Origin of the sequence: Luedemannella helvata, from assembly GCF_039528415.1 — a bacterium.
Taxonomy (GTDB): domain Bacteria; phylum Actinomycetota; class Actinomycetes; order Mycobacteriales; family Micromonosporaceae; genus Luedemannella; species Luedemannella helvata.
Genome location: NZ_BAAALS010000024.1, coordinates 84381 through 106485 on the forward strand (window position 1 = coordinate 84381; position 22105 = coordinate 106485).

At 71.7% G+C, this 22105-nt stretch carries 16 protein-coding genes; 13 read left to right on the forward strand and 3 right to left on the reverse strand.

Annotated elements, in window-relative coordinates:
* The first annotated feature begins 27 nt into the window (after nt 1-27).
* The 5 genes from ABD191_RS21855 to def are packed head-to-tail and all read left to right on the forward strand — an operon-like array spanning nt 28 to nt 7917.
* Complete coding sequence (locus tag ABD191_RS21855) at nt 28-1584, forward strand: MFS transporter (RefSeq protein ID WP_344085154.1); 1557 nt, start codon at nt 28-30, stop codon at nt 1582-1584.
* Nucleotides 1581-3437 carry a non-ribosomal peptide synthetase gene (locus ABD191_RS21860; protein ID WP_344085157.1) on the forward strand — a complete coding sequence of 619 codons (1857 nt, stop codon included), beginning with the start codon at nt 1581-1583 and terminating at the stop codon, nt 3435-3437. The genes ABD191_RS21855 and ABD191_RS21860 overlap by 4 nt, the downstream gene beginning before the upstream one ends.
* Nucleotides 3427-6411: a type I polyketide synthase gene (locus ABD191_RS21865; protein ID WP_344085160.1), complete on the forward strand. Its 2985-nt coding sequence runs from the start codon at nt 3427-3429 to the stop codon at nt 6409-6411. Before ABD191_RS21860 ends, ABD191_RS21865 begins: the two co-directional genes overlap by 11 nt.
* A 31-nt stretch (nt 6412-6442) precedes the next feature.
* Complete coding sequence (locus tag ABD191_RS21870) at nt 6443-7318, forward strand: alpha/beta fold hydrolase (RefSeq protein WP_344085163.1); 876 nt, start codon at nt 6443-6445, stop codon at nt 7316-7318.
* Nucleotides 7319-7368: 50 nt separating this feature from the next.
* Nucleotides 7369-7917: a peptide deformylase gene (def, locus tag ABD191_RS21875; RefSeq protein WP_344085166.1), complete on the forward strand. Its 549-nt coding sequence runs from the start codon at nt 7369-7371 to the stop codon at nt 7915-7917.
* Here the strand turns inward: def and ABD191_RS21880 are convergent.
* The gene (locus tag ABD191_RS21880; RefSeq protein WP_344085169.1) at nt 7914-8717 is read right to left on the reverse strand and encodes an MOSC domain-containing protein; all 804 of its coding nucleotides are present in this window, start codon (nt 8715-8717) and stop codon (nt 7914-7916) included. The genes def and ABD191_RS21880 overlap by 4 nt on opposite strands.
* Before the next feature lie 321 nt (nt 8718-9038).
* Here ABD191_RS21880 and ABD191_RS21885 point away from each other — a divergent pair, with 321 nt between their 5' ends.
* Nucleotides 9039-9245, forward strand: coding sequence for a hypothetical protein (locus ABD191_RS21885; RefSeq protein ID WP_344085172.1), 207 nt, complete (start codon nt 9039-9041; stop codon nt 9243-9245).
* A gap of 457 nt (nt 9246-9702) precedes the next feature.
* Nucleotides 9703-10233 (forward strand): hypothetical protein, encoded by a 531-nt coding sequence (locus ABD191_RS21890; protein WP_344085175.1) that lies wholly within the window; start codon nt 9703-9705, stop codon nt 10231-10233.
* A 140-nt stretch (nt 10234-10373) separates the two neighbouring features.
* On the opposite strand, the gene ABD191_RS21895 is transcribed toward ABD191_RS21890, so the two are convergent.
* Nucleotides 10374-11840, reverse strand: a complete 1467-nt coding sequence (locus ABD191_RS21895) for a glutamate synthase subunit beta (protein ID WP_344085178.1) — start codon at nt 11838-11840, stop codon at nt 10374-10376.
* Entirely contained in the window at nt 11833-16377 is a 4545-nt protein-coding gene (gltB, locus tag ABD191_RS21900; RefSeq protein ID WP_344085181.1) for a glutamate synthase large subunit, read from the reverse strand. The genes ABD191_RS21895 and gltB overlap by 8 nt, the downstream gene beginning before the upstream one ends.
* 286 nt (nt 16378-16663) lie before the next feature.
* Here gltB and ABD191_RS21905 point away from each other — a divergent pair, with 286 nt between their 5' ends.
* The 6 genes from ABD191_RS21905 to ABD191_RS21930 form a co-directional block, all read left to right on the forward strand.
* A complete protein-coding gene (locus ABD191_RS21905; protein WP_344085184.1) occupies nt 16664-17368 on the forward strand; it encodes a nucleotidyltransferase domain-containing protein in 705 nt (234 codons plus the stop codon).
* Between the two features lie 94 nt (nt 17369-17462).
* Nucleotides 17463-18110, forward strand: coding sequence for a class I SAM-dependent methyltransferase (locus ABD191_RS21910; RefSeq protein ID WP_344085187.1), 648 nt, complete (start codon nt 17463-17465; stop codon nt 18108-18110).
* A gap of 101 nt (nt 18111-18211) precedes the next feature.
* On the forward strand, nt 18212-18400 hold the full coding sequence (locus ABD191_RS21915; protein ID WP_344085190.1) for a hypothetical protein: 189 nt from the start codon (nt 18212-18214) through the stop codon (nt 18398-18400).
* Between the two features lie 130 nt (nt 18401-18530).
* Nucleotides 18531-20438: an ABC transporter ATP-binding protein gene (locus tag ABD191_RS21920; protein WP_344085193.1), complete on the forward strand. Its 1908-nt coding sequence runs from the start codon at nt 18531-18533 to the stop codon at nt 20436-20438.
* Nucleotides 20432-20926 (forward strand): S26 family signal peptidase, encoded by a 495-nt coding sequence (locus tag ABD191_RS21925; protein WP_344085196.1) that lies wholly within the window; start codon nt 20432-20434, stop codon nt 20924-20926. The genes ABD191_RS21920 and ABD191_RS21925 overlap by 7 nt, the downstream gene beginning before the upstream one ends.
* Nucleotides 20927-21303: 377 nt before the next feature.
* Nucleotides 21304-22105 (forward strand): cellulose-binding domain-containing protein (locus ABD191_RS21930; RefSeq protein WP_425560803.1); only part of this gene is annotated, 802 nt, incomplete at its 3' end.

Consider the following 22105-nt stretch of genomic DNA (forward strand, 5'->3'; position numbering starts at 1 on the left):
AAGCTGCTCCGCCCGAGGAGATTCTTGATGCCCCACGAGAACGACATCCGCACGTCCCGCCGCCGGACCCTGGCCGTGACGACCGTGTTCATCGCGTCGTTCCTGGTCATGCTGGACCTGTCGATCAGCGCGATCATCCTGCCCGCCATCCGGTTCGAACTGCACGCCGGGTTGAGCGAACTGCAGTGGTTCTTCGACGCGTACACGCTGTGCTTCGCGAGCCTGGTGCTCGTCGGCGGCACGATCAGCGACCGGCTCGGTCACCGGGCCGGTCTGTTGGTGAGCATCGCGACCTTCACAGTCGGCTCCGTGATGTGCGCCGTGGCCGACAACGTCGGGCTGCTCATCGCCGGCCGGGCGGTGCAGGGTGTGGCGGCCGCGCTGCTCGTCCCCGGCGCGATGGCGATGATCTCGCATCTCGCGGGTGACCAGGCCCGGCGGGCGCGCCTCCTGGGCGCCTGGGGCGGGCTCAGCGGGGCCGCGATCGCGTTCGGCCCGCCGCTGGGCGGCTGGCTGACGGACGCGTTCGGCTGGCGGTCCATCTTCTGGATCAACGTGCCCCTCGGCATCGTCGTGGCCGTCCTCGTGGCTGTCCTGCTGCCGCGGCCGCCCGCCGGCGCGCGGACCCGGTTCGACTGGCCCGGCATGCTGCTCGGCGTGGCGGCTGTCCTGCTGCTCGCGTTCGCGGTGATCGAGGGCCGGTCGTTCGGCTGGACCTCGCCGGTCATCGTCGGGTGCCTGGTCGGCAGCGTGCTGGCCGCCGTCGCGTTCGTGGTGGTGGAGCGGCGGGTGGCCAACCCGATGGTGGACCTCGCGCTGTTCCGCGACCGGGCCTTCGGCACCGCGAGCGTCGCGGGCTTCGTCCTCGGCTTCGGCCTGTCCACGTCGTTCTACTTCCTCTCCCTGTACCTGCAGCAGGTGCTCGGCTTCAACGCGCTCAGCGCCGGGCTGGGCTTCATGCCCGCGGCCGTCGCGCTGAGCGTCGCCGCCGGCGTGACCGGCAAGCTCATGCCCACCGTGGGCCCGCGCGTGCTGCTGGTGGCCGGGCTCGCGGTCGGGGCGGTCGGACTGGTCGGGCTTTCGTTCGCCGGCCCGCGGACGTCCTACCTCGTCCTGGTGCCCGCCGTGCTGCTCATCGGCGTCGGTTGGGGCCTGGCCCTGCCCGTCGTCACAGCGGTGGCGCTGGCAAGCAGTCCGCCGGAGCGCGCCGGCGTCGCGTCGGGCACCGTCGAGACGTCGCTGCAGCTCGGCACCGTCATCGGCATCGCGGCCCTGGGCACTCTGCAGGCGGCGCGGTTCGTCGCCGACCTGACCGACCGGCTGGCCGGTCAGGTGAGCGCCGCCGACCTGTCCGGGGTCATCGACGCCATCGTGAACGGCCGCGACGTGACCGTCGCGGGCTGGAGCACCGAGCAACTGACCACAGCCGTGACGAGCGCGTTCGGCGCCGGTACCGGCCTGGCTTTCCTCGTCGCGGGGGTGACCACCGCGGTGGTCGCCGCCATCGCGTTCGTCGGGACGCCGCGCCGGCTGCCGGACGCCCAGCCGCAACCGTCCCCGACGGAGGAACACGCGAGCGCATGACCACCACGCACCTCTCCCCGGTCCGGACCGGCGTCCGGTACGCAATCGACCTGGTGCGCGAGCGGGTGCTCGCCGACCGGGACGCGCCCGCGGTCGACGACGGCGTCACCCGCCTGACGTACGGGCAGCTGTGGGACGCGGCCGGCCGGCTCGCCCGGCGGCTCGCGCCGGCCGGTGACGACCGGGTCGAGGTGCCGGTCGGTGTCGTGCTGCCGCGATCGGCGGCGCTCGTCGTCGCCGTCGTCGCGGCCCACCGTGCCGGCCGGGCGTATCTGCCACTGGATCCGTCGCTGCCGCCGGAGCGGCAGCGACGGATCCTCGCCACGGCGGAGGTCCGCACCGTGCTCACCGAGGCGGACGTGGACCTCGTGCCCGGCGCCGACCCGGTCGACGACGCCGGACCTGACGTGCTGCCCGACGACCTCGCGTACGTCGTCTTCACGTCGGGGTCGACCGGCGAGCCCAAGGGCGTCCTGATCGACCAGCGCAACCTCGCGTACCTGGTGGAGGTGGACCACGCGCTGTTCGGCAGGTCGCCGGCCGACCGGGTCGCGCTGGTGGCCTCGCCCGGGTTCGACGCCTCCGTGTGGGAGATCTGGCCGACCCTGGCGGCCGGCGGGTCGCTCGTGGTCGTCGCGCAGGACGTCGTGCTCGATCCGGCGCGGCTGCGGGCCTTCCTGCTCGACCGGGATGTCACCGTCGCGTTCGTACCGACCGTGTTGGCGGAGCGGCTGCTGGCCCTGCCGTGGCCGGCCACCGGCTGCCGGCTGCGGCTGCTGCTCACCGGCGGCGACCGGCTCGTCCGGCGTCCGGCGCCGGGCCTGCCGTTCGTGCTGGTGAACAACTACGGGCCGAGCGAGGCGTCGGTGTTCGTGGCGTCCGGGCCGGTCGCGCCCGACGGCGACGGGCCGCCGAGCATCGGCCGGCCCGTCCCGGGCACCCGCATCCACCTCCTCACCGACGACCTGGTCCCGGTGCCGCGCGGCGACGTGGGGGAGTTGTACCTCAGCGGGCCCGGCGTCGGGCAGGGTTACCTTGGCCGGCCCGACCTGGCCGCCGAACGGTTCCTGCCCGACCCGTTCGGCGCCGAGCCCGGCGCGGTGATGTACCGCACGGGCGACCTGGGCCGGTGGGGCGACGACGGGATCGAGTTCGCCGGCCGCGTCGACGACCAGGTGCAGGTGCGGGGGCAACGGGTCGAGCCGGGGGAGATCGCCGCCGAACTGTTGCGGCAGCCGGGCATCAGCGCCGCGCACGTGATGGTGTGCCCGACCGACCGGGCCGACGACGCGCACCTCGTGGCGTACGTCGTGGGTGACGCCACCGATCCGGCCCAGGTGCGCCGCGGGCTGGCGCAGGTGGTGCCCGCCGGCTGGCTGCCCCGGCACGTCGTGGCCGTCGAGCGGATCCCGATGACGGCCAACGGCAAGGTGGACGTGCCGCTGCTGCCGCAGGCGCACGACACCGTCACCGCCGCGCCGGCGTTCATCGGCGCCGCCGACGGCACCGAGCAGGCCGTGGCCGAGTGCTGGCGACAGGTGCTCGGCCTGCCCCACATCGACCCGGACGTGGGCTTCTTCGAGGCGGGCGGCCATTCGCTGCACCTCGCCGAGGTCCAGGCCCTGTTGGCCGCCCGGCTGGGTGTGGAGTTGCCGCTGACGACGCTGTTCGAGCATCCGACGATCCGGTCGCTGGCGGCGCGCGTACGCACGGCGACGGCGGGCGCGGGCGACGCGGCCCTCGACGAACCGTCCGCGCGGCGGCGCGGATCGCGCGAGGGGCGGGCGGCCCGCCTCCGGCAGGTCCGCGCGGAGCAGGTCACCAGCTGGGGAGGGAGTACCGATGACCGCTGAGGTGTGGCATGGCGGAGGCACGGGCGGGCGGCCCGATCCGCGACTGTGGGACGGGCCCGACCCGGCCGACCAGGTGGCCATCGTCGGCATGGCGGGCCGGTTTCCCGGCGCCGCGGACGTCGCCGGGTTCTGGGCCAACCTGTGCGCCGGCGTCGAGGCGGTGACGGCGCCCGACGGCGGCCCGGAATCCGACCGGTACGGGGCGCTGGCCGACGCCGACTGCTTCGACGCGCCCTTCTTCGGGTACACGCCCAACGAGGCGCTGATGCTCGACCCGCAGCACCGCGTCTTCCTGGAGGTCGCCTACCAGGCACTGGAGGACGCGGGCTGCCATCCGGCCCGGTACGCCGGATCGGTGGGGCTCTTCGCCGGAGGCAGTATCACCAGCTATCCCCAGGTCCTGCAGTCCAACCTCGGCCGGCTGCCGTTCCTCGACCCGTGGCAGATCCGGCTGTCGACCGGCGGTGACTTCCTGACCACCCGGGTCGCGCACCGGCTCGGCCTGCGCGGCCCGGTCTGCACGGTGTTGTCCGCGTGCTCGACGTCGCTGGTGGCGATCCACCTCGCCGCGCAGGCGGTGCTCAACGGCGAGTGCGACGTCGCCCTGGCCGGCGGGGCGACCGTCCACGTGCCGCCACCGACCGGCATGTACGTGGAGGGGGGCATCCTGTCGCCGCGCGGGCGGTGCAGCGCCTTCGACGCGGACGCCGACGGGACGGTCGGCGGCAGCGCCGCCGCGCTGATCGTCCTGCGGCCGTTGGCTGACGCGCTGGAGGCCGGCGACCGCATCTACGCGACCCTGCTGGGCGGCGCGGTGAACAACGACGGGCTCGACAAGATCGGGTTCACGGCGCCGAGCGTTGACGGCCAGGCCCGGGTGATCCGGCAGGCGCAGCGGGCGGCGGCGGTGAACGCCCGCACGGTCACGTACGTGGAGGCTCACGGCACCGGCACGCCGCTCGGCGACCCCATCGAGGTCGCGGCGCTGACCAAGGCGTTCCGACAGGACACCACCGACACCGGGTTCTGCGCGCTCGGGTCGGTCAAGACCAACGTCGGGCACACCGACGCCGCCGCGGGCGTCGTGTCGGTGATCAAGACCGCGCTGTCCCTCTACCACGGTCACCTGCCGGCCACGCTCAACCACACCAAGCCCAATCCCGACATCGACTTCGACGCCACGCCGTTCGTCGTCACCGCCAGCCGCATGCGCTGGCAGGTGCCGGCCGGGCCCCGCCGGGCAGGCGTCAGCGCGCTCGGCATCGGCGGCACCAACGCGCACCTGGTGTTCGAGGAGCCGCCGCCGCGACCGGCCGCCCCACCCCTTGTGGACAGGGACGGGCCGGAGCTGCTCACCTTCAGCGCGGCCGACCGCGACGCCGCCGACCGGCTGGGCCTGGCCCTCGCCCGCCACCTCGAACAGCATCCACACGTGCGGCCCGCGGACCTCGCCACGAGCCTCGACCACACCCGGGTGACCCACCCGGTGCGGCGGGTCGTGGTCTGCCGCGACCGGGCCGACGCGATCGACCTGCTGCACGGCCGCGACCCCGAACGGGTGCGGACGCGCACGGCGGCCGCCGGCCGCGACGTGGCGCTGCTGTTCCCCGGCCAGGGGGTGCAGCGCGTCGGGATGGCCGCGGCGACGTACCGCCACGAGCCGGCGTTCCGCGAGCCCTTCGACGAGGTCGCCGCCCTGGTCGCCGGGCACCTCGACGGCGACCTGACGGGGTTCGTGTTCGCCCGCGACGGTGACGAGCGGGCCGCGCGGGCGCTGTCGACGATGACCTGGGGACAACCGGCGGTCTTCGCCGTCGAGTACGCGCTGGCGCGGTGGTGGCAGGCGCACGGCGTGCGGGTGGGGGCCGTGCTCGGGCACAGCCTCGGCGCCTACGCCGCCGCGTGTACGGCCGGCGTGATGTCCCTGCCCGACGCGGTCCGCCTCGTCGTCGAGCGCGGCGCCCTGCTGGGCTCCGTGACGACCGGCGCGATGCTCGGGGTCGAGTTGCCGGAGCGTGACGTGCTCGCGGTGCTGCCGGCCACGCTGGACGTCGCGGCCGTGAACGGTCCGGCCCGCACGACCGTGTCCGGGCCGGTCGACGAGATCGAGCGGTTCCAGGCCGACCTCGACGCCCGGGGCATCGGCACGCAGCGCCTGCGGATCGCCACGGCCGGCCACTCCTCGCTCGTCGAGCCCGTTCTCGGCAGCTTCGCCGCCGTACTGTCCGAGCTGACGCTGCGCCCGCCGCAGTGCCCGGTGATCTCCGACACGACCGGCGACTGGGCCGCGCCCGAGGACATCGTCACCCCCGGGTACTGGCTGCGCCACCTGCGGCGGACCGTGCGGTTCAGCGACGCCCTGGGCACGCTGTTGGCCAGCGGGAACTGGACGGTGGTGGAGTGTGGTCCGGGCACGACGCTGAGCACGCTGGGCCGCCAGCATCCCGCGGCCGGCCCGCACCACCAGTTCGTCAACAGCCTGCCCCACCCGGCCTCACCGGAGGACGACCTGGAGTGCGCCCTCACCGCGCTCGGCGAGGTCTGGGCCGGTGGCACGCCCGTGCGCCGGGCGCGCGCCGGGCGCCTGGTCGACCTGCCGCCGTACCCGTTCGCCCGCGTCCCGTACCTCGTGGAGCGCGCCGGCGGGGCGGTGGCACCGCCGCCGGACGCCGCGCCCGCCGCGGTCGTGGCCGGCGCGGCGGCCGGGGACGGCACCGGCGACGGCACCGGCGACGAGGTCGTCGACGCCGTCGTGGCGGCGTTCCGGTCGATCCTCGGCGTCGCCCACGTCGGAGCGCACGACAGTTTCTTCGATCTGGGCGGCGACTCGCTGGTCGCCACCCGGGTCGCGGCCCTGCTGCGGTCCACCTTCGGAGTCGATTTCTCGGCCCGCGAACTGTTCACCCACCGCACGCCCCAGCGCGTCGCCGAGATCGTGGGCGAGCGGCGGGCGTCCGTCGACGGGGGAGCCTGACGGCATGAGCGAGCGCGGTGGAGGTGGCGTTGTGAGCGCGTTCCGGGTGGTCCGCAACGGGTACGAGCGGTGGTCGGTGTGGCCGGCCGAGCGGCCGGTGCCGCCGGGGTGGGCGGTCGTCCACGGCCCGGGCAGCCGGGAGCACTGTCTCCAGTGGATCCACGACCGGCCGCAGACCCCGTGGATCCTGCGCGACCGGCGGGCCCGCTCCGAGCGAGGCCCGCGGGTCTTCGTCTTCCCGCACAGCGGCGGCGCGCCGGGCGAGTTCCTGCGCTGGGCCGACCAGCTGCCCGCCGGGATCCGGGTCGTGCACCTGCCCGCCCGGGGCCGCCGGCTCGCCGAGCCGGCCCCGCACAGCATGGACCCGCTCGTGGCGGCGATCGTCACGGAGGTGGCCTTCCGCCCGCCGTACGTCTTCTTCGGCCACAGCCTGGGCGCGCTGGTGGCGTACGAGGTCAGCGTCCGGTTGGCCGAACTGGGCCTGCCGCTGCCCGAGCATCTCGTGGTGTCCGCCTGCGGGGCGCCGTGGGAGGAGCGCGACGAGGCGCGGCTGCACACACTGGGCGACATCGAGCTCATGCGCCTGGTGCAGCAGCGCTACGGCGGCATCGACGAGTCGGCCCTGCTGGACCAGGAACTCATGGAACTGACCGCGCCCGCCTACCGCGCCGACCTGGCCGTCTACGAGACCTACCGCTGGCGAGGCCACGCTGCGTTGCCGGTACCGGTGACCGCGCTCGCGGGCAGCGAGGACGACGTGGCCCCGGTTCGCCTGCTGGGCTGGCGCGAGGCCACCACCGGGCCGTTCCAGCGGCATGTCGTGCCGGGCGGGCATTTCTATTTCCGCCAGGCACCCGGGCTCGCGCAGACTATGCGGGTGCTCACCGCCACGCTGAACGGAATCTGACTACTATTTCTGGGTAAGTCGGAGTAATCCTCACCTCAGGGAGTTAGCGCGTGATCGACACGTCCGTCCGCCTGTTCGGTGACCCCGTCCTACGGCAACCGTGCTCGCCTGTCGTTGACTTCGACCGCGAACTGGCCAAGTTGGCGAAGTCGATGCACGCGACGTTGGCCCGGGAGGAGGGCGCCGGGCTCGCCGCGCCACAGGTCGGCGTCCTGCAGCGGATGTTCGTCTTCCACGTGGACCGCCTGCGCGGCGAACTGGTGAACCCCGTGCTCGAGTTCCCCGACGAGGAGGAGCAGGACGGCCCTGAGGGCTGCTTGTCCATGCCCGGGCTCTACTTCGACACGATCCGGCGCCAGAACGTCGTGGCCCGCGGATTCAGCCTCAAGGGTGACCCGGTCCAGATCGTGGGGTCCGGGTTTCTGGCCCGCTGCCTGCAGCACGAGACCGACCACCTGGACGGCGTCCTGTTCCTCGACCGGATGGACCGCGAGCGCAAGCGCGAGGCCATGCTCGCCATCCGCCGCGCCGAGTGGTTCAGTGACGAACCCCTGCGGGTGAAGGAGAGCCCGCACCCGATGTTCGGACGCAACCGCTAGGCCACCTGTACGGCCTGGCCGACGCGTAGTTCGCCGCCGCCGAGCACGTGGGCGTAGGAGCCGAAGCAGGCGGCCCGGCCCAGCCCACGGATCTCCTGCCGGTGTGCCGCGAGCGTCTTCAGCAACGGCCGGTCCACCTGGCCCTCGCCGAGCCCCGGGACGACACACCGGGGCGTCGGCACGGTCACCGCCAGGACGGCGTCCCCGACGCGCAGCATCGTGCCGGGGGCCGGGTCGTCCGCCGCGTCGATCACGAGGTTCGGCCGGAATCGGCTGACGGGCACGCTGTCGCGGCCGAGTTGGCGCGCGAGCGCCGCCAGTCGCCCGGTGCTGACCAGGTGGACCGGCGCGGCGTCGAAGAACCGCCCGCCGAACGCCGGACCATCGAGCGTGGTGACCAGGTCGTCGCCGGGCGCGGCGTGGCGCATCCAGTCCGGGATGAGCCCCGCTTCGTCGGGCACCCGCCGGTGTAACCGGGCCCCGGGGCGGCCGGTGCGCGACAGCCGGACCGGCCGCCCCACCAGGGAACTCAGTAGCGCGTCGGCTTTGGCCGACCCCGCGACCGCGGGTTCGCCGTCGACCCGCAGGACGACCTCGCCGCCCACCGTGGCGACCTCGACCCGCAGGAGCGCCCCCCACCGGCCGGGATGCTTGAGGCTCGCGACGGTCCCGTCGTCGGGGTCCAGACAGGCCCACACCCGGTCGCCCGACAGGCCGTTCTCTTCGACGCGGACGGCCTGCACGGACTCGCCCCGGGCGCTCTTGAGCGGATACCGGAACAGGCCAACAATCTCCGTCACGCTTGTCGTCCCCCGGGTTCGATGAGCCGCGATCGCGTCCCCTCCAGCATAGATTGAGCGGCCGGGCGGGTCCGCCGGGCAACTCGGCGCGTTGCCGGAGAGACGCCAGGGCCGGGTGACGTCCGCTGTCCACGATCGCGATGGACGGGTACGCCCCCGGAGGGCCGGGTCGACAGCTGGCAGTACGGTTGGGTGATGGCTGGTGACCTTGGTAGAGCTTTCGCCCGGACGGTTGCACTGCCCCTGCTGTTGGCGGTCGCCCTTCTCGCGGGGTGCAGTGGCGAGGGCACTGACGTCAGCTGCAACCTTCAGGAATGTACGGTGACCTTCCAGCGTGGCGTGGAGGCGTCGGCCAAGGTCTTCGGCCTGGAGGCGAAGCTGGTGGCGGTGGAGGACGGCATGGTCACCCTCGACATCGGCGGCAACCGGATCACCGTGCCGGCCAACGGCGACTCCGAGGGCGTCCAGGTTCGCGAGATCACCGAGAAGAATGTGGTTGTGGTCATCCCGCACAACGTCGCGGGCTAGTGCCTCGTCACGCGGCTTCCTCGGGTAATCGTCCGGGTCGGTCGTGGACCCCCGTTCCGTCCCATCCGCTCTTTCTGTTTGTTGGCGGCCGGCGCGCGTGCGGCTGTGCCGCCTGTGCCGCGCCGGCCGACGGGCAATGCGTTGATGGTGTCCCGCTGTGCTGTGCCGTCGGCTTGGTGTTTTCTTGGCGAGCGCGTTCCGCACGCCAGGAGGATGGCGATCGGCCAGGGCCGTCGCGTAGGACCGCGACTGCCACAGCGCCCGCGAACCGCGGCCGGCGAGCTGGCGCACGGTCACGAAGTCGCCGCCGCAAGGACGACGTGTCCGGTGTGGTCTCTACCGACCAAGAGCTGTGAGTGCGCGTGGGTGGTTGATAGTCGGGTCACGTCAGCTTGCGAACATCACTCACGTTCGGGTTTAGTGAGCCGACGAATACCAGATTGTGAAGGGAACTCCTGTGGCATTGGCTGAGTTCGCGGCGATGGAGACGGCCTACCGGGTGCTGGTCGAGTTGGAGCCGGCCGCCCGGTCACGTGCACTCGCGTGGCTTTCCAGCTCGCTCGGCGAACTGGCGCCCCTGCCCGCAGCCGAGTTGCCTGCCCGACCGCACGTCCCCGCCGCTGAGCGGCCGGCCCCAGCCGACGGACCGACCGCGGCGCCGGCCGAGCCGGCCGAGCCAGCCCCGCCGCGACGCCGCCGTGGGGCAGCTGTGAAGGCCGCGAAGCAGTCCACATCGACCGGCAGGCGACGCACCGCGGGTTCCGACGAGGTGCCCAAGCGGACCGGCCGGAAGAAGCTGACCGAGCCCTCGACCGGTGGCGGGAAGTCTCGCATGTACCGCAAGATGCCGGCGATCGACGACGTCGTTTCCGCGTACCGGCAGGTCGGGTCCGTGAACGGCCTGGCTGAGCACTTCAACGTTCCCCGGCACACTGCCCAGGGGTGGATCGGCCGACTTCGCCAGCGAGGGCACCTTCCTGCCGCCTGAGCCGCCGCGATCGCGACGGGTCTTCGGTCTTGAGGCCAGGCTGGTGGCGGTGGAGAACGGCGGCGGTCGGCTCACCGTAATCCGGGGCGGCACCCTGCTGGGCGCCGCCCCGATAGTCACCCGAGGACCCAGGGGTGGGTTCAGCGTACGGCGAGAGCGACCGTGTCCGGACGGACCGGGGCCGGCAGGGTCGACGACCCGGACAGGTACGCGTCCACCGCGGCGGCGGCGGCCCGGCCTTCGGCGATGGCCCACACGATCAGCGACTGTCCGCGTCCGGCGTCACCGGCGATGAACACGCCGTCCGCCGTGGACTTCCAGCCCGCGTCGCGGACCGCCCGACCGCGCGGGTCGACCTCCACGCCGAGCGTGTCCAGGAAGCCGCCCTTGCCGGCGTCGCCGACGGACACGAAGCCCATCGCCAGGAACACCAGGTCGGCCGGGAGTTCGCGGTCGGTCCCCTCGACCTTGGCGAAGCGGCCGTCGACCATCTCGACCTCGTGCAGCGCGAGCGCCCGCACGTGGCCGTTCTCGTCGCCCAGGAACCTTTCGGTGTTGACGGCGAACAGGCGCTCGCCGCCCTCCTCGTGGGCGCTGGACGTGCGGTAGATCAACGGCCAGGTCGGCCACGGGGTGAAGTCCGGGCGCAGGTCGGCCGGCCGGGGCATGATCTCCAGCTGCGTGACGCTCTTGGCGCCCTGGCGGTGGGCGGTGCCGAGGCAGTCGGCCCCGGTGTCGCCGCCGCCGATGATCACGACGTGCTGGCCCTCCGCGTCGATCGGCGACGAGTCCAGGTCGCCGAGCTGCACGCGGTTGGCCGGGACCAGGTAGTCCATCGCCGAATAGATGCCCGCCAGCTCGCGGCCCGGCACCGGAAGATCCCGCGGAACGGTCGCCCCGGTGGCGAGCACGATCGCGTCGAAGTCCGCGCGCAACTGCTCCACGGACAGGTCCGTGCCGACGTGGACGCCCGTGACGAACCGGGTGCCCTCGGCCTCCATCTGGGCCAACCGCCGATCGAGGTGTCGCTTCTCCATCTTGAACTCGGGGATGCCGTAGCGCAGCAGCCCGCCTATGCGGTCGGCGGACTCGTACACGGTGACCCCGTACCCGGCGCGGGTGAGCTGCTGGGCGGCGGCCAGCCCGGCGGGGCCGGAGCCGATCACCGCGACGTTCTTGCCGGTGAGCTGCGCCGGAATCTGCGGCGCGACCCAGCCCTCGGCCCAGGCCCGATCGATGATCTCGACCTCGACCTGCTTGATGGTCACCGCGTCGGAGTTGAGGCCGAGCACGCACGCCGCCTCGCACGGAGCGGGGCAGAGCCGCCCGGTGAACTCGGGAAAGTTGTTGGTCGCGTGCAGCCGGTCGGCGGCCGCCTGCCACCGGTCGGTACGCACGAGGTCGTTCCACTCCGGAATGAGGTTCCCGAGCGGGCAACCGTTGTGGCAGTACGGGATTCCGCAGTCCATGCAGCGGCTCGCCTGGGTCTGGATCTTACCGGTCCCGAACGGCTCATAGACCTCTCGCCAGTCGGAGATCCGGATCGACACCGGTCGGCGCGCGGGCAGTTCCCGGTCGTGCTTCATGAATCCAGTGGGATCAGCCACGAGCTGCCTCCATGATCGCTTCATCCACGTCGCGACCGGCCAGTTCGGCCAGGCGACTTGCCTGTAGTACCCGCTTGTAGTCGCGGGGCATGATCGTCGAGAACGCCGCCGACTGTCGCGACCAGTCCGCGAGGATGGCCTCGGCCACCACCGAACCTGTCTCGGCATAGTGGCGTTCCAGGATCGACCGCAGCTCCACGGCGTCCTCCGCGGACAGCGGCTCGACGTCGACCATCTCGGTGTTGACCAGGGAGTGATCCAGGTTCAGCACGTGCGCCACACCGCCCGACATGCCGGCGGCGAAGTTGCGCCCGGTGGGGCCCAGCACGGCCACGCGACCGCCGGTCATGTACTCGCATCCGTGGTCGCCGACGCCTTCGACGACCGCGACCGCGCCGGAGTTGCGCACGCAGAACCGTTCGCCCACGCGGCCGCGCAGGAACAGTTCGCCCGCGGTCGCCCCGTAGAGGATCGTGTTGCCGGCGATGATGTTCTCTTCGGCGGCGAACGTCGTGTTCTCCTGGGGACGGATGACGATGCGCCCGCCGGACAGTCCCTTGCCGACGTAGTCGTTGGCGTCGCCGTACAACCGCAGCGTGACCCCCGGCGGCAGGAACGCGCCGAAGGACTGGCCGGCGGTGCCGGTGAGCACGACCTCGATGGTGTCGTCCGGCAGGCCCTTGCCACCGAACGCGCGGGTCACCCGCGAGCCGAGCAGCGTGCCCACGGTCCGGTTGACATTGCGGACCGGCAGCTCGATGCGGACCGGTTGGCCCTCGGCGAGCGCGCCCTCGGCCAGTTGGATCAGCGTGTTGTCCAGCGCCCTGTCCAGCCCGTGATCCTGACCGGTGACCTGCCGCCGCGACGTCCCGTCGGGGAGTTCGGGCAACGCGAAGATCGGGGACAGGTCCAGGCCGGCGGCCTTCCAATGGTCGATGGCCGGGCTGGTGTCCAGCAGCTCGACGTGCCCGACCGCCTCGTCGAGACTGCGGAACCCGAGCTCGGCGAGGTACTGCCGCACCTCCTGGGCGATGTACTCGAAGAAGGTGACCACGAACTCCGGCCTGCCGTCGAACTTCTTGCGCAACTCCGGGTTCTGGGTGGCCACGCCGACGGGACAGGTGTCCAGGTGACACACCCGCATCATGATGCAGCCCGAGACGACCAGCGGCGCGGTGGCGAAGCCGTACTCCTCCGCGCCCAGCAGCGCGGCGATGACGACGTCGCGACCGGTCTTGAGCTGCCCGTCGACCTGGACGACGATCCGGTCACGCAGTCCGTTGAGCAGCAGGGTCTGCTGAGTCTCGGCCAGGCCCAGCTCCCACGGCGCCCCGGCGTGCTTGAGCGAGGTCAGCGGCGAGGCGCCCGTGCCGCCGTCATGACCGGAAATGAGTACGACATCAGCGTGCGCTTTACTGACCCCAGCCGCGACTGTTCCGACGCCGACCTCGGACACGAGCTTCACGTGGATCCGGGCCCGATCGTTGGCGTTCTTCAGGTCGTGGATCAGCTGGGCGAGGTCCTCGATGGAGTAGATGTCGTGATGGGGCGGTGGGGAGATCAGGCCCACGCCCGGCGTGGAGTGCCGGGTCCGGGCAACCCACGGGTAGACCTTGTGTGCCGGCAGCTGGCCACCCTCGCCGGGCTTGGCGCCCTGCGCCACCTTGATCTGGATGTCGTCGGCGTTGACCAGGTATTCGCTGGTGACCCCGAACCGTCCGCTGGCGACCTGCTTGACGGCGCTGCGCCGGGCGGGGTCGTACAGCCGGTCGACGTCCTCCCCGCCCTCACCGGTGTTGGACTTGCCGCCGATCGAGTTCATCGCGATCGCGAGCGTCTCGTGAGCCTCCGCCGAGATGGAGCCGTAGGACATGGCGCCGGTGGAGAAGCGCCGGACGATGCTGTCGACCGACTCGACCTCATCGATCGGTACGGGCGGGCGGGCGCCGACCTTCAGCTCGAACAGGCCGCGCAGGGTCGCCCCCCGGCGCGACAACGAGTCCACGGCCGCGGTGTACCTGCTGAACACCTCGAACTGCCGGGTACGGGTCGAGTGCTGCAGCAGGAAGACGGTCTCGGGGTTGAACAGGTGCAGTTCGCCCTCGCGCCGCCACTGGTACTCGCCACCCGTCTCCAGCCGACGGTGCGCGCTGCGGGTGGCGTTCGCCTGCCAGGAACGCGCGTGACGGGCGGCGACCTCCGCGTGGATCTCCGCGAGCCCGATGCCGCCGAGCTTGCTCGACGTCCCGGTGAAGTACCGCTCGACGAGCTCCTGGGACAGGCCGACCGCCTCGAAGACCTGCGCGCCCATGTAGGAGGCGACCGTGGAGATGCCCATCTTGGACATCACCTTCAGCACGCCCTTGCCCATGGCCTTGACGTAGTTCCTCGCGGCCTTGTGCGGGTCCAGGCCGGCGATCGCGCCGGTAGCGATCATGTCATCGATGGACTCGAAGGCCAGGTACGGGTTGACGGCGGACGCGCCGTACCCCAGCAACAGGGCCATGTGGTGCACCTCGCGGGCGTCGCCGGCCTCCGTGACCAGACCCACCATCGTGCGGGTCTTCTCGCGGATGAGGTGATGGTGCACGCAGGCGGTGAGCAGCAGCGACGGGATCGGCGCGAGGTCGGCGGTGGAGTCGCGGTCGGACAGGACGATCAGCCGCGCCCCGTCCTTGATCGCCTCGGAGACGTGCTGACAGATCTCCCGCAACCGGGCCTCGAGGCCCTCGCCACCGTCGCGCACCCGGTACAGGCCGGAGACGGTGATCGCCTTGAACCCGGGCATGTCGCCGTCGTCGTCGATGTGGATGAGCTTGGCGAGCTCGTCGTTGTCCAGCACGGGAAACGGCAGGACGATCTGACGGCAGGACGCCGCCGACGGGGCGAGCAGGTTCTGCTCCGGCCCGATCGTGAGGGCGACCGAGGTGACGATCTCTTCCCGGATGGCGTCCAGCGGCGGGTTCGTCACCTGCGCGAACAGCTGGCTGAAGTAGTCGAAGAGCAGTCGTGGGCGCTCGGACAGCACCGCGATGGGGGTGTCCGTGCCCATCGATCCGATCGGCTCGACGCCGTTGCGGGCGGCCGGGGCGACCAGGACCTGCAGTTCCTCCTCGGTGTACCCGAACGTGAGCTGGCGGCGCAGCACCGCCTCGTGGTCATAGGTGACGTGCTCGCGGTCCGGCAGCTCGGACAGCCGCATCAGGCCGGCCCGCAGCCAGTCGGCGTACGGATGCTCGGCGGCGAGCTCAGACTTGATCTCCTCGTCGTCGACGATGCGCCCGGCGGCGGTGTCCACCAGGAACATCCGGCCGGGCTGCAACCTGCCCTTCGCGACGACCGTGGCGGGATCGAGGTCGAGGACGCCGGCCTCGCTGGCGAACACGACGAGGTCGTCGCTGGTACGCCACCACCGGGCCGGGCGCAGGCCGTTGCGGTCGAGGACCGCGCCGACGCGGGTCCCGTCGGTGAACGCGACACAGGCCGGACCGTCCCAGGGCTCCATCACGGAGGCGTGGAACTCGTAGAAGGCGCGCCGCGCCGGGTCCATCGTGAGGTTGTTCTCCCACGCCTCCGGGACCATCATGAGCACCGCGTGCGCCAGCGACCGGCCGCCCAGGTGCAGCAGTTCGAGGACCTCGTCGAAACTCGCCGAGTCGCTCGCCCCCGGCGTACAGATCGGGAACAACCGCTTGAGGTCACCGGGAATCAGGTCGCTCTCGAGCAGCGCTTCGCGGGCGCGCATCCAGTTCCGGTTGCCGCTGACGGTGTTGATCTCACCGTTGTGCGCCACGTAGCGGTACGGATGGGCGAGCGGCCAGCTCGGGAACGTGTTCGTGGAGAACCGGCTGTGCACGAGCGCGATCGCGCTCACCAGGCGCGGGTCGGACAGGTCGGGAAAGAACGTGCCGAGCTGGTCGGTGGTCAGCATTCCCTTGTAGACCAGCGTGCGGGCGGACAGCGAGGAGAAGTAGGTGTCGACCCCGCGCTCGCGGGTCTCCCGCTCGATCCGGCGCCGGACCACGAACGCCAGCCGCTCCAGGGCCAGGCCGGCCCCGCCCGCGATGAACAGCTGCGCGAAGTGCGGTTGCACGGAGCGGGCCGTCGGGCCGAGGTCGGCGCCCTGCGCGTCCGTGGGCACGTCGCGCCAGCCCAGGAGTTCGACGTGCTCCTCGGAGATGATCTGTTCGATCACCGAGACGGCGAGGGCCCGTTGGTCGGGGTCCGCGGGCAGGAAGGCGTTGCCCACGGCGAAGGTCGGCTCCCCGGACGCGGTGGGCTCCGGCAGGGGGAACCCGGTGACCGCGCGAAGGAACTCGTGCGGCACCTGCATCAGAATTCCCGCGCCGTCGCCGGAGTTGACCTCGCTACCCGCGGCGCCACGGTGCTCCAGGTTGCGTAGCGCGGTCATGCCCGCCGCGACTATCGCGTGCGAGCGGCGGCCGCGTGCGTCCACGACGAAGGCGACGCCGCAGGCGTCATGTTCGTTGGTGGGGTCGTAGAGACCCTGGGCGTGCGGGGCTGCGGAGAGAGTCACGTGTCGGGCTCCCGGGATGAACGTCATACGCCAGCGTGCGGTGATCATGGGTTGGCGGGACGTCGTCGGCCCATCAGGTTATCGGAGCATACACAGTGACCAGCGAGCTCGTAAGGCCAAGTCGGTGCCTACCGTAGGCGAAGGGAGCAAATCAGATTCATCGCATTTTTCTACACTTATTCGTAATAAACGTTTGGCTAGCGGGAGGCCGCGCTCGTCTCCCGGCGCGCGTGACGCGGCCGCTTATGGATGGTGGACCGCCGTGGCGTTCTGGTAGGACTCCACGGTGAGCCTCATCGATCAGGTCCTCGCCCGCGCCGCCGCGGATCCCGGCGTCCGCGGCGTGATCCTGACCGGTTCGCGGGCGCGGGGCACGCAGACCGCCCGATCCGACTTCGACGTGACCGTCGTGGTCGCCGAGCAGGCGCGGCCCTGGCGGCACAGCACCCGCACCGGCACGCTGGACGAGGTCGTCTGCACAGTGGAGGCGCTGGCCGACACCTCCGTGCATTGGCGACGGTATTCCTTTCGTGGCGCGAAGGTGCTGCTGGACCGCCTGAGCGGGGGCATCGCCGAGCTGGTCGACCGGCAGGCGACGCTCACGGCTGAGGAGGCGGTCCCGCTCGCGCGCGCCAACCTGGACGCGTACATCAATCAGCTCTACCGATGCGTCAAGAGCCGCCGGGACGGCCTGGCCGATGCCGCGCTCCTCGACGAGCAGGAGAGCCTGCCCTGGTTGCTGGAGACCGTCTTCGCCCTGCACGGCAGACTCCGCCCCTACAACAAGTACCTGCGCTGGGAGTTGGAGAACTTCCCGCTGCCCGACCCCTGGAGCGTGGTACTCATGCCGGATCAGGTCCGGCTGGCCCCGCTGTGTCTGTTTCCCGCGGTCGAGTCCCTGGCCCGTCGCCGGGGCCACGCCGACGTCCTCGACGGCTGGGGAAGTGATATTGAACTCATCCGGGCGTTCGCCGGCGCCGCCGGACCCTGACCGCTCCTGACGAACCGGCTCCGCGACCCGTCCGCGGTCCGTTCCCGTCACGACGGGGCCACTCCCGCTGGCCTGCGCCACTACTGTCGCGGACATGGTCGAACTGGACGCCCTCAGCGCCACCCGGGAGGGTTACGACGCCGTTGCCGGTACCTATGCGCAGATGTTCCGGGACTCGTTGCGGGACAGTCCCCTGGAACGCGCGATCCTGGGCGCCTTCGTCGAGGTGGTCCGTGCGGGCGGGGTCGCTCAGGTCGCGGACCTGGGGTGCGGGCCCGGCTACGTCACCGCTCACCTCGCCGGGCTGGGGATGCCGGTGTTCGGTGTCGACGCCTCGCCCGCCATGATCCAGTTGGCCCGGCAGGCGTACCCGGCCCTGCGGTTCGACCTGGGGTCGATGGCCGCGCTGAACATCGCCGACGGCGAACTGGGCGGCGTGCTCTCGCGCTGGTCGATCATCCACACCCCACCGCCTGAACTGCCCGGGATCCTGGCCGAGTTCCGTCGGGTGCTGGCACCCGGTGGTCACCTCCTGATCTGCTTTCCGGCCAGCGACGGCCCGTCGCGCCCGACGCAGGTCTACGACCACTCGGTGGCGCCGGCCTATCAGTGGTGGCCCGATCACCTTGCCGCGACGCTGGGCGACGCCGGTCTGGCCGAGGTGTTCCGGGTGGTCTCCCGGCCGGAGCCGACGGACCGGCGCCAGTTCCTGGGAATTCAGCTGCTCGCCCGCAGGGCCTAGGCACCGCGGACGGTGTTTCGAAGCCGTGCGGACATCGCTGGCGTCCTATATCTAGATCGATCTATCATCCGGTCTCCCGTCCATCGACAGAGGAGATGCGCATGCTGTCACTTGTCCGCCGGGCCGCCGACAAGGCGATCGGACTGTTCCTGCCCGAGGCCGACGCGAACGCGGATAGCTGGGGCCGTTACTGCTACTGCTTCAACGGCTACCGCTACTACGAGCGGTGGACGTACGTTAACGGCGTCCCGACGAGCCTGGGCTGCCGCGCGCGGTACAACGGCTGCTGATCCGCGATGAACGGGCCGGCGCCAGTTCCGGGCCGGCCCGTCCGCTACCGCGTCAACCCGGACCGGGCCACGGTCCATTGGAGGTGCTGCCCGCCGTGCTCGTTGCCGTCGCCGTCCCGTTGCCAGTGTGATGGCCGGTCTGACTGACGGCCCGGGTGGCGATCGGGCCACGGTCCGACTCGGCTTCACCGGAACCGCCCGGCTCCTCGCCGCGTCCCTGCGGCTGTGCTGGTCCGCCGCGCCTGGTGTGTTGCTGGCCCAGGTGCTGCTCACCGCCCTGGCCGGTGTTTGGGGCTGGGCGGCGGCACTACTGACCAGGGCCATCGTCGACCGGCTGACGGCCGCGCCGGCCGCCCCGGACGCGTCGCTGACGCTCCTCGCGGTCGGGCTCGGGGTCATCGGGGTCGCCGTCGGCGCTGAGGCGGCCGTCTCCCGCTACCTCGACGCGGCCCTGGAACGCGCGCTCCGTGTGGTCGTCACGACCCGGCTGTACGAGGCCGTGAACCGGCTGGCCGGCCTGGCCCGGCTCGAGCAACCGCAGTTCCAGGACCGCATCCAGCTCGCCATGAACGCCGGCCGGGCGGGCCCGGGCCAGATCGTCAGCGGGGGATTCGGCATCGTGCAGGGGATCCTGACGTTCGGCGGGTTCGTCGGCTCCCTCCTGACGGTCGCTCCCGTGATGGTGGCGGTGGTGTGCGCCGCCGTCGTGCCCACGCTGTGGGTGGAGACGGCGCTGGCCCGCCGCCGGGCGGCGATGATGTGGCGGATCAGTCAGGCGGAGCGGCGCGAGGTCTTCTACACCACGTTGCTGTCCAGCCTGGAGGCGGCGAAGGAGCTGCGGCTGTTCCGTCTCGGGGACTTCTTCGCCGGGCGGTTGCTGCGCGAACTGACCCAGATCAATCGCGAGCAGCGGGCCGTGGACCGGCGCGCGTTCGCCGGGCACGTGACGCTCGCGGTTCTCGGCTCGGTCATCGCGGCGGGCGGGTTGGTGTGGGCCATCCGGCTCGCGGGCCAGGGCCGGCTGACGGCCGGCGACGTCACCCTCTTCATCGCCGCCGTCGCCGGTACGCAGGCCGCGCTGACCGCGACGGTGGCGCGCAGCGGGTTGGTGCAGCAGGCGTTGCTGCTCTTCGACCACTACCGCGCGGTCGTGTCGGAGCCGGCCGACCTGCCGGTGCGCGGCCAGCCGCTGCCCTGCCCGCCCTTGAGGGTTGGCCTCGAACTGCGCGACGTCTGGTTCCGGTACGCCGAGGACCAGCCGTGGATCCTGCGCGGGGTGACCCTCACGATCCCGGCGGGCGGGTCGGTCGCCCTGGTCGGGCTCAACGGCGCGGGCAAGAGCACGCTGGTCAAGCTGTTGTGCCGGTTCTACGACCCGGTGCGCGGCAGCGTCCACTGGGACGGCGTGGACCTGCGTGACCTCGACCCGGGGGAGCTGCGCGACCGGCTCGGCGTCGTCTTCCAGGACTTCATGAGCTACGACCTCACGGCCGCCGAGAACATCGGCGTCGGGGACGTGACGCGCATCGACGACCCGGCCGCGATCGAGCACGCCGCTCGGTTGGCGGGCTGTCACGACCCGATCTCCCGCCTGCCCCGCGGGTACGACACGTTCCTGTCCCGGTTGTTCTTCGCGGACCCGGCGGAGCCGGAGTCCGGCACGGCGCTGTCCGGCGGACAGTGGCAGCGGGTCGCGGTGGCCCGGGCCCTGCTGCGCGCCCGCCGCGACCTGCTGATCCTGGACGAGCCGAGTTCCGGGTTGGACGCGGAGGCCGAGTACACGCTGCACGCCAGCCTGCGCGATCTCCGGCAGGGGCGCACCAGCGTCCTGATCTCCCACCGCCTGTCCACGGTGCGCGACGCCGACCACATCGTGGTCCTTGAGTCCGGAACGGTCGTGGAGCATGGCCGGCACGCCGACCTGATGGCGGCCGGTGGGCGGTACGCCACCCTGTTCGGCCTGCAGGCCAGGGGATACCGGGACACCGTCGGTGACGACGGCGGGGCGCCGTCCCCGGTGGGCGAGCTGGCATGGTGACGGCGGTCGCGGTGGCGTTGGTGGCCGCCGGGTGCGTGGCCGTGGCCGTCCGCCGCCGGTACGTCGTGGTGACGGTGCGCGGCGAGAGCATGCTACCCACGTTCGCCGACGGCCAGCGGGTCCTGGTGCGGCGGTGCGCCGTGGCCGCGGTGGCGCCGGGCGACGTGGTGGTGTTCGCCGATCCCCGCGATGCCGACCTGCAACGGTTGGCGGCCGAGCGGGAACGGCTGGTTGCCGCCGGGATCCCGGCCCTTCCGCCGCCCTCCTGGCGCGGTGGGGAGTGGCTGGTCAAGCGGGCGGTCGCGGTGCCCGGCGACCCGGTCCCGCGGGCGGCCGTAGCGGCGCTGGCCGAGGTGGATCACGAGGTCGTACCGGCCGGTGCCCTCGTGGTGCTCGGCGACAACGCGGACCACAGCGACGACTCGCGCCGCTACGGCTATGTGGCTGCGGACCGGCTGGTCGGCAGGGTGCTGCGCACACTGTCCTGATCCGGGCACGGGTCGAGTAACCGTAAATTCCAGGCGAATGGCACGCCACTTTCGCCGACTCGGCGGCCATCCGTCGGAGAACACAAATGTGGACGGACATTCCGGCTGCCCAGCCCAAGGGGGCTCACGGGCGGCCGGGAGCCGAAACTTACACGGTTGGCGAAAGGCGGTTCGGCCCTGGCGCGCTGGCGACCGTCGATGCGCCCGGCCTCGTGCGCTGGTCGCGTTGACGCTATCGGGCGGTTCGCGTGACTATCTGGCCTCTGGGCCGGAAAGCATCCGCGCGGGAGCCGATGTGGCCCGGTCATCGACAGGCGCGGCCCGTGGGCACAGCCGCGAACCTCTCGTGAATCTCACCATTGCCTTGGAGGACACCCATGCGACTGAGTCGCAGGTGGTCCCGGGTGGCGTTGGCCGTCTCGGTCATCGCCGCCGGAGGAACCGCCGTTACCACCGCTATTTCCGCCAATGCCGCGGCTGGCTGCCAGGTCACCTACTCGGTGAGCAGCCAGTGGCCGGGCGGGTTCGGCGCCAATGTGAGCGTTAACAACCTGGGCGACCCGATCTCCAGCTGGACCCTGACCTGGTCGTTCGCCGCCGGGCAGGCCATCACCCAACTGTGGAACGGCACCTACACCCAGTCGGGGACGCAGGTCACCGTCACGAACGTCAGCTACAACGGCTCCATCCCGACCGGCGGCAGCCAGTCGTTCGGGTTCAACGGCTCGTTCACGAGTTCCAACCCGGTGCCGAGCAGCTTCGCGCTCAACGGGGTCACCTGCACGGGCGGGGTCTCCAACCCCACCACGGCCGGGCCGGTGACGACCCGCCCGCCGGTGACGTCCGCCGCGCCGACCACCCAGGGCCCGGTCACGACCCGTCCGCCGGTGACGTCCGCTCCGGTGACGACGTCGGGTCAGAACTGCTCGCTGCCCTCGTCGTACCGGTGGTCGTCGAGTGGTGTGCTGGCGAACCCGAAGTCGGGGTGGGTGTCGTTGAAGGACTTCACCAATGTCGTCTACAACGGTAAGCACCTGGTGTACGGGTCGTATGTGTCGAACGGCAACTACAGTTCGATGAACTTCACCCCGTTCACGAACTGGTCGGACATGGCTTCGGCCAGTCAGAACGGGATGAGCCAGGCGGCGGTGGCGCCGACGTTGTTCTACTTCGCGCCGA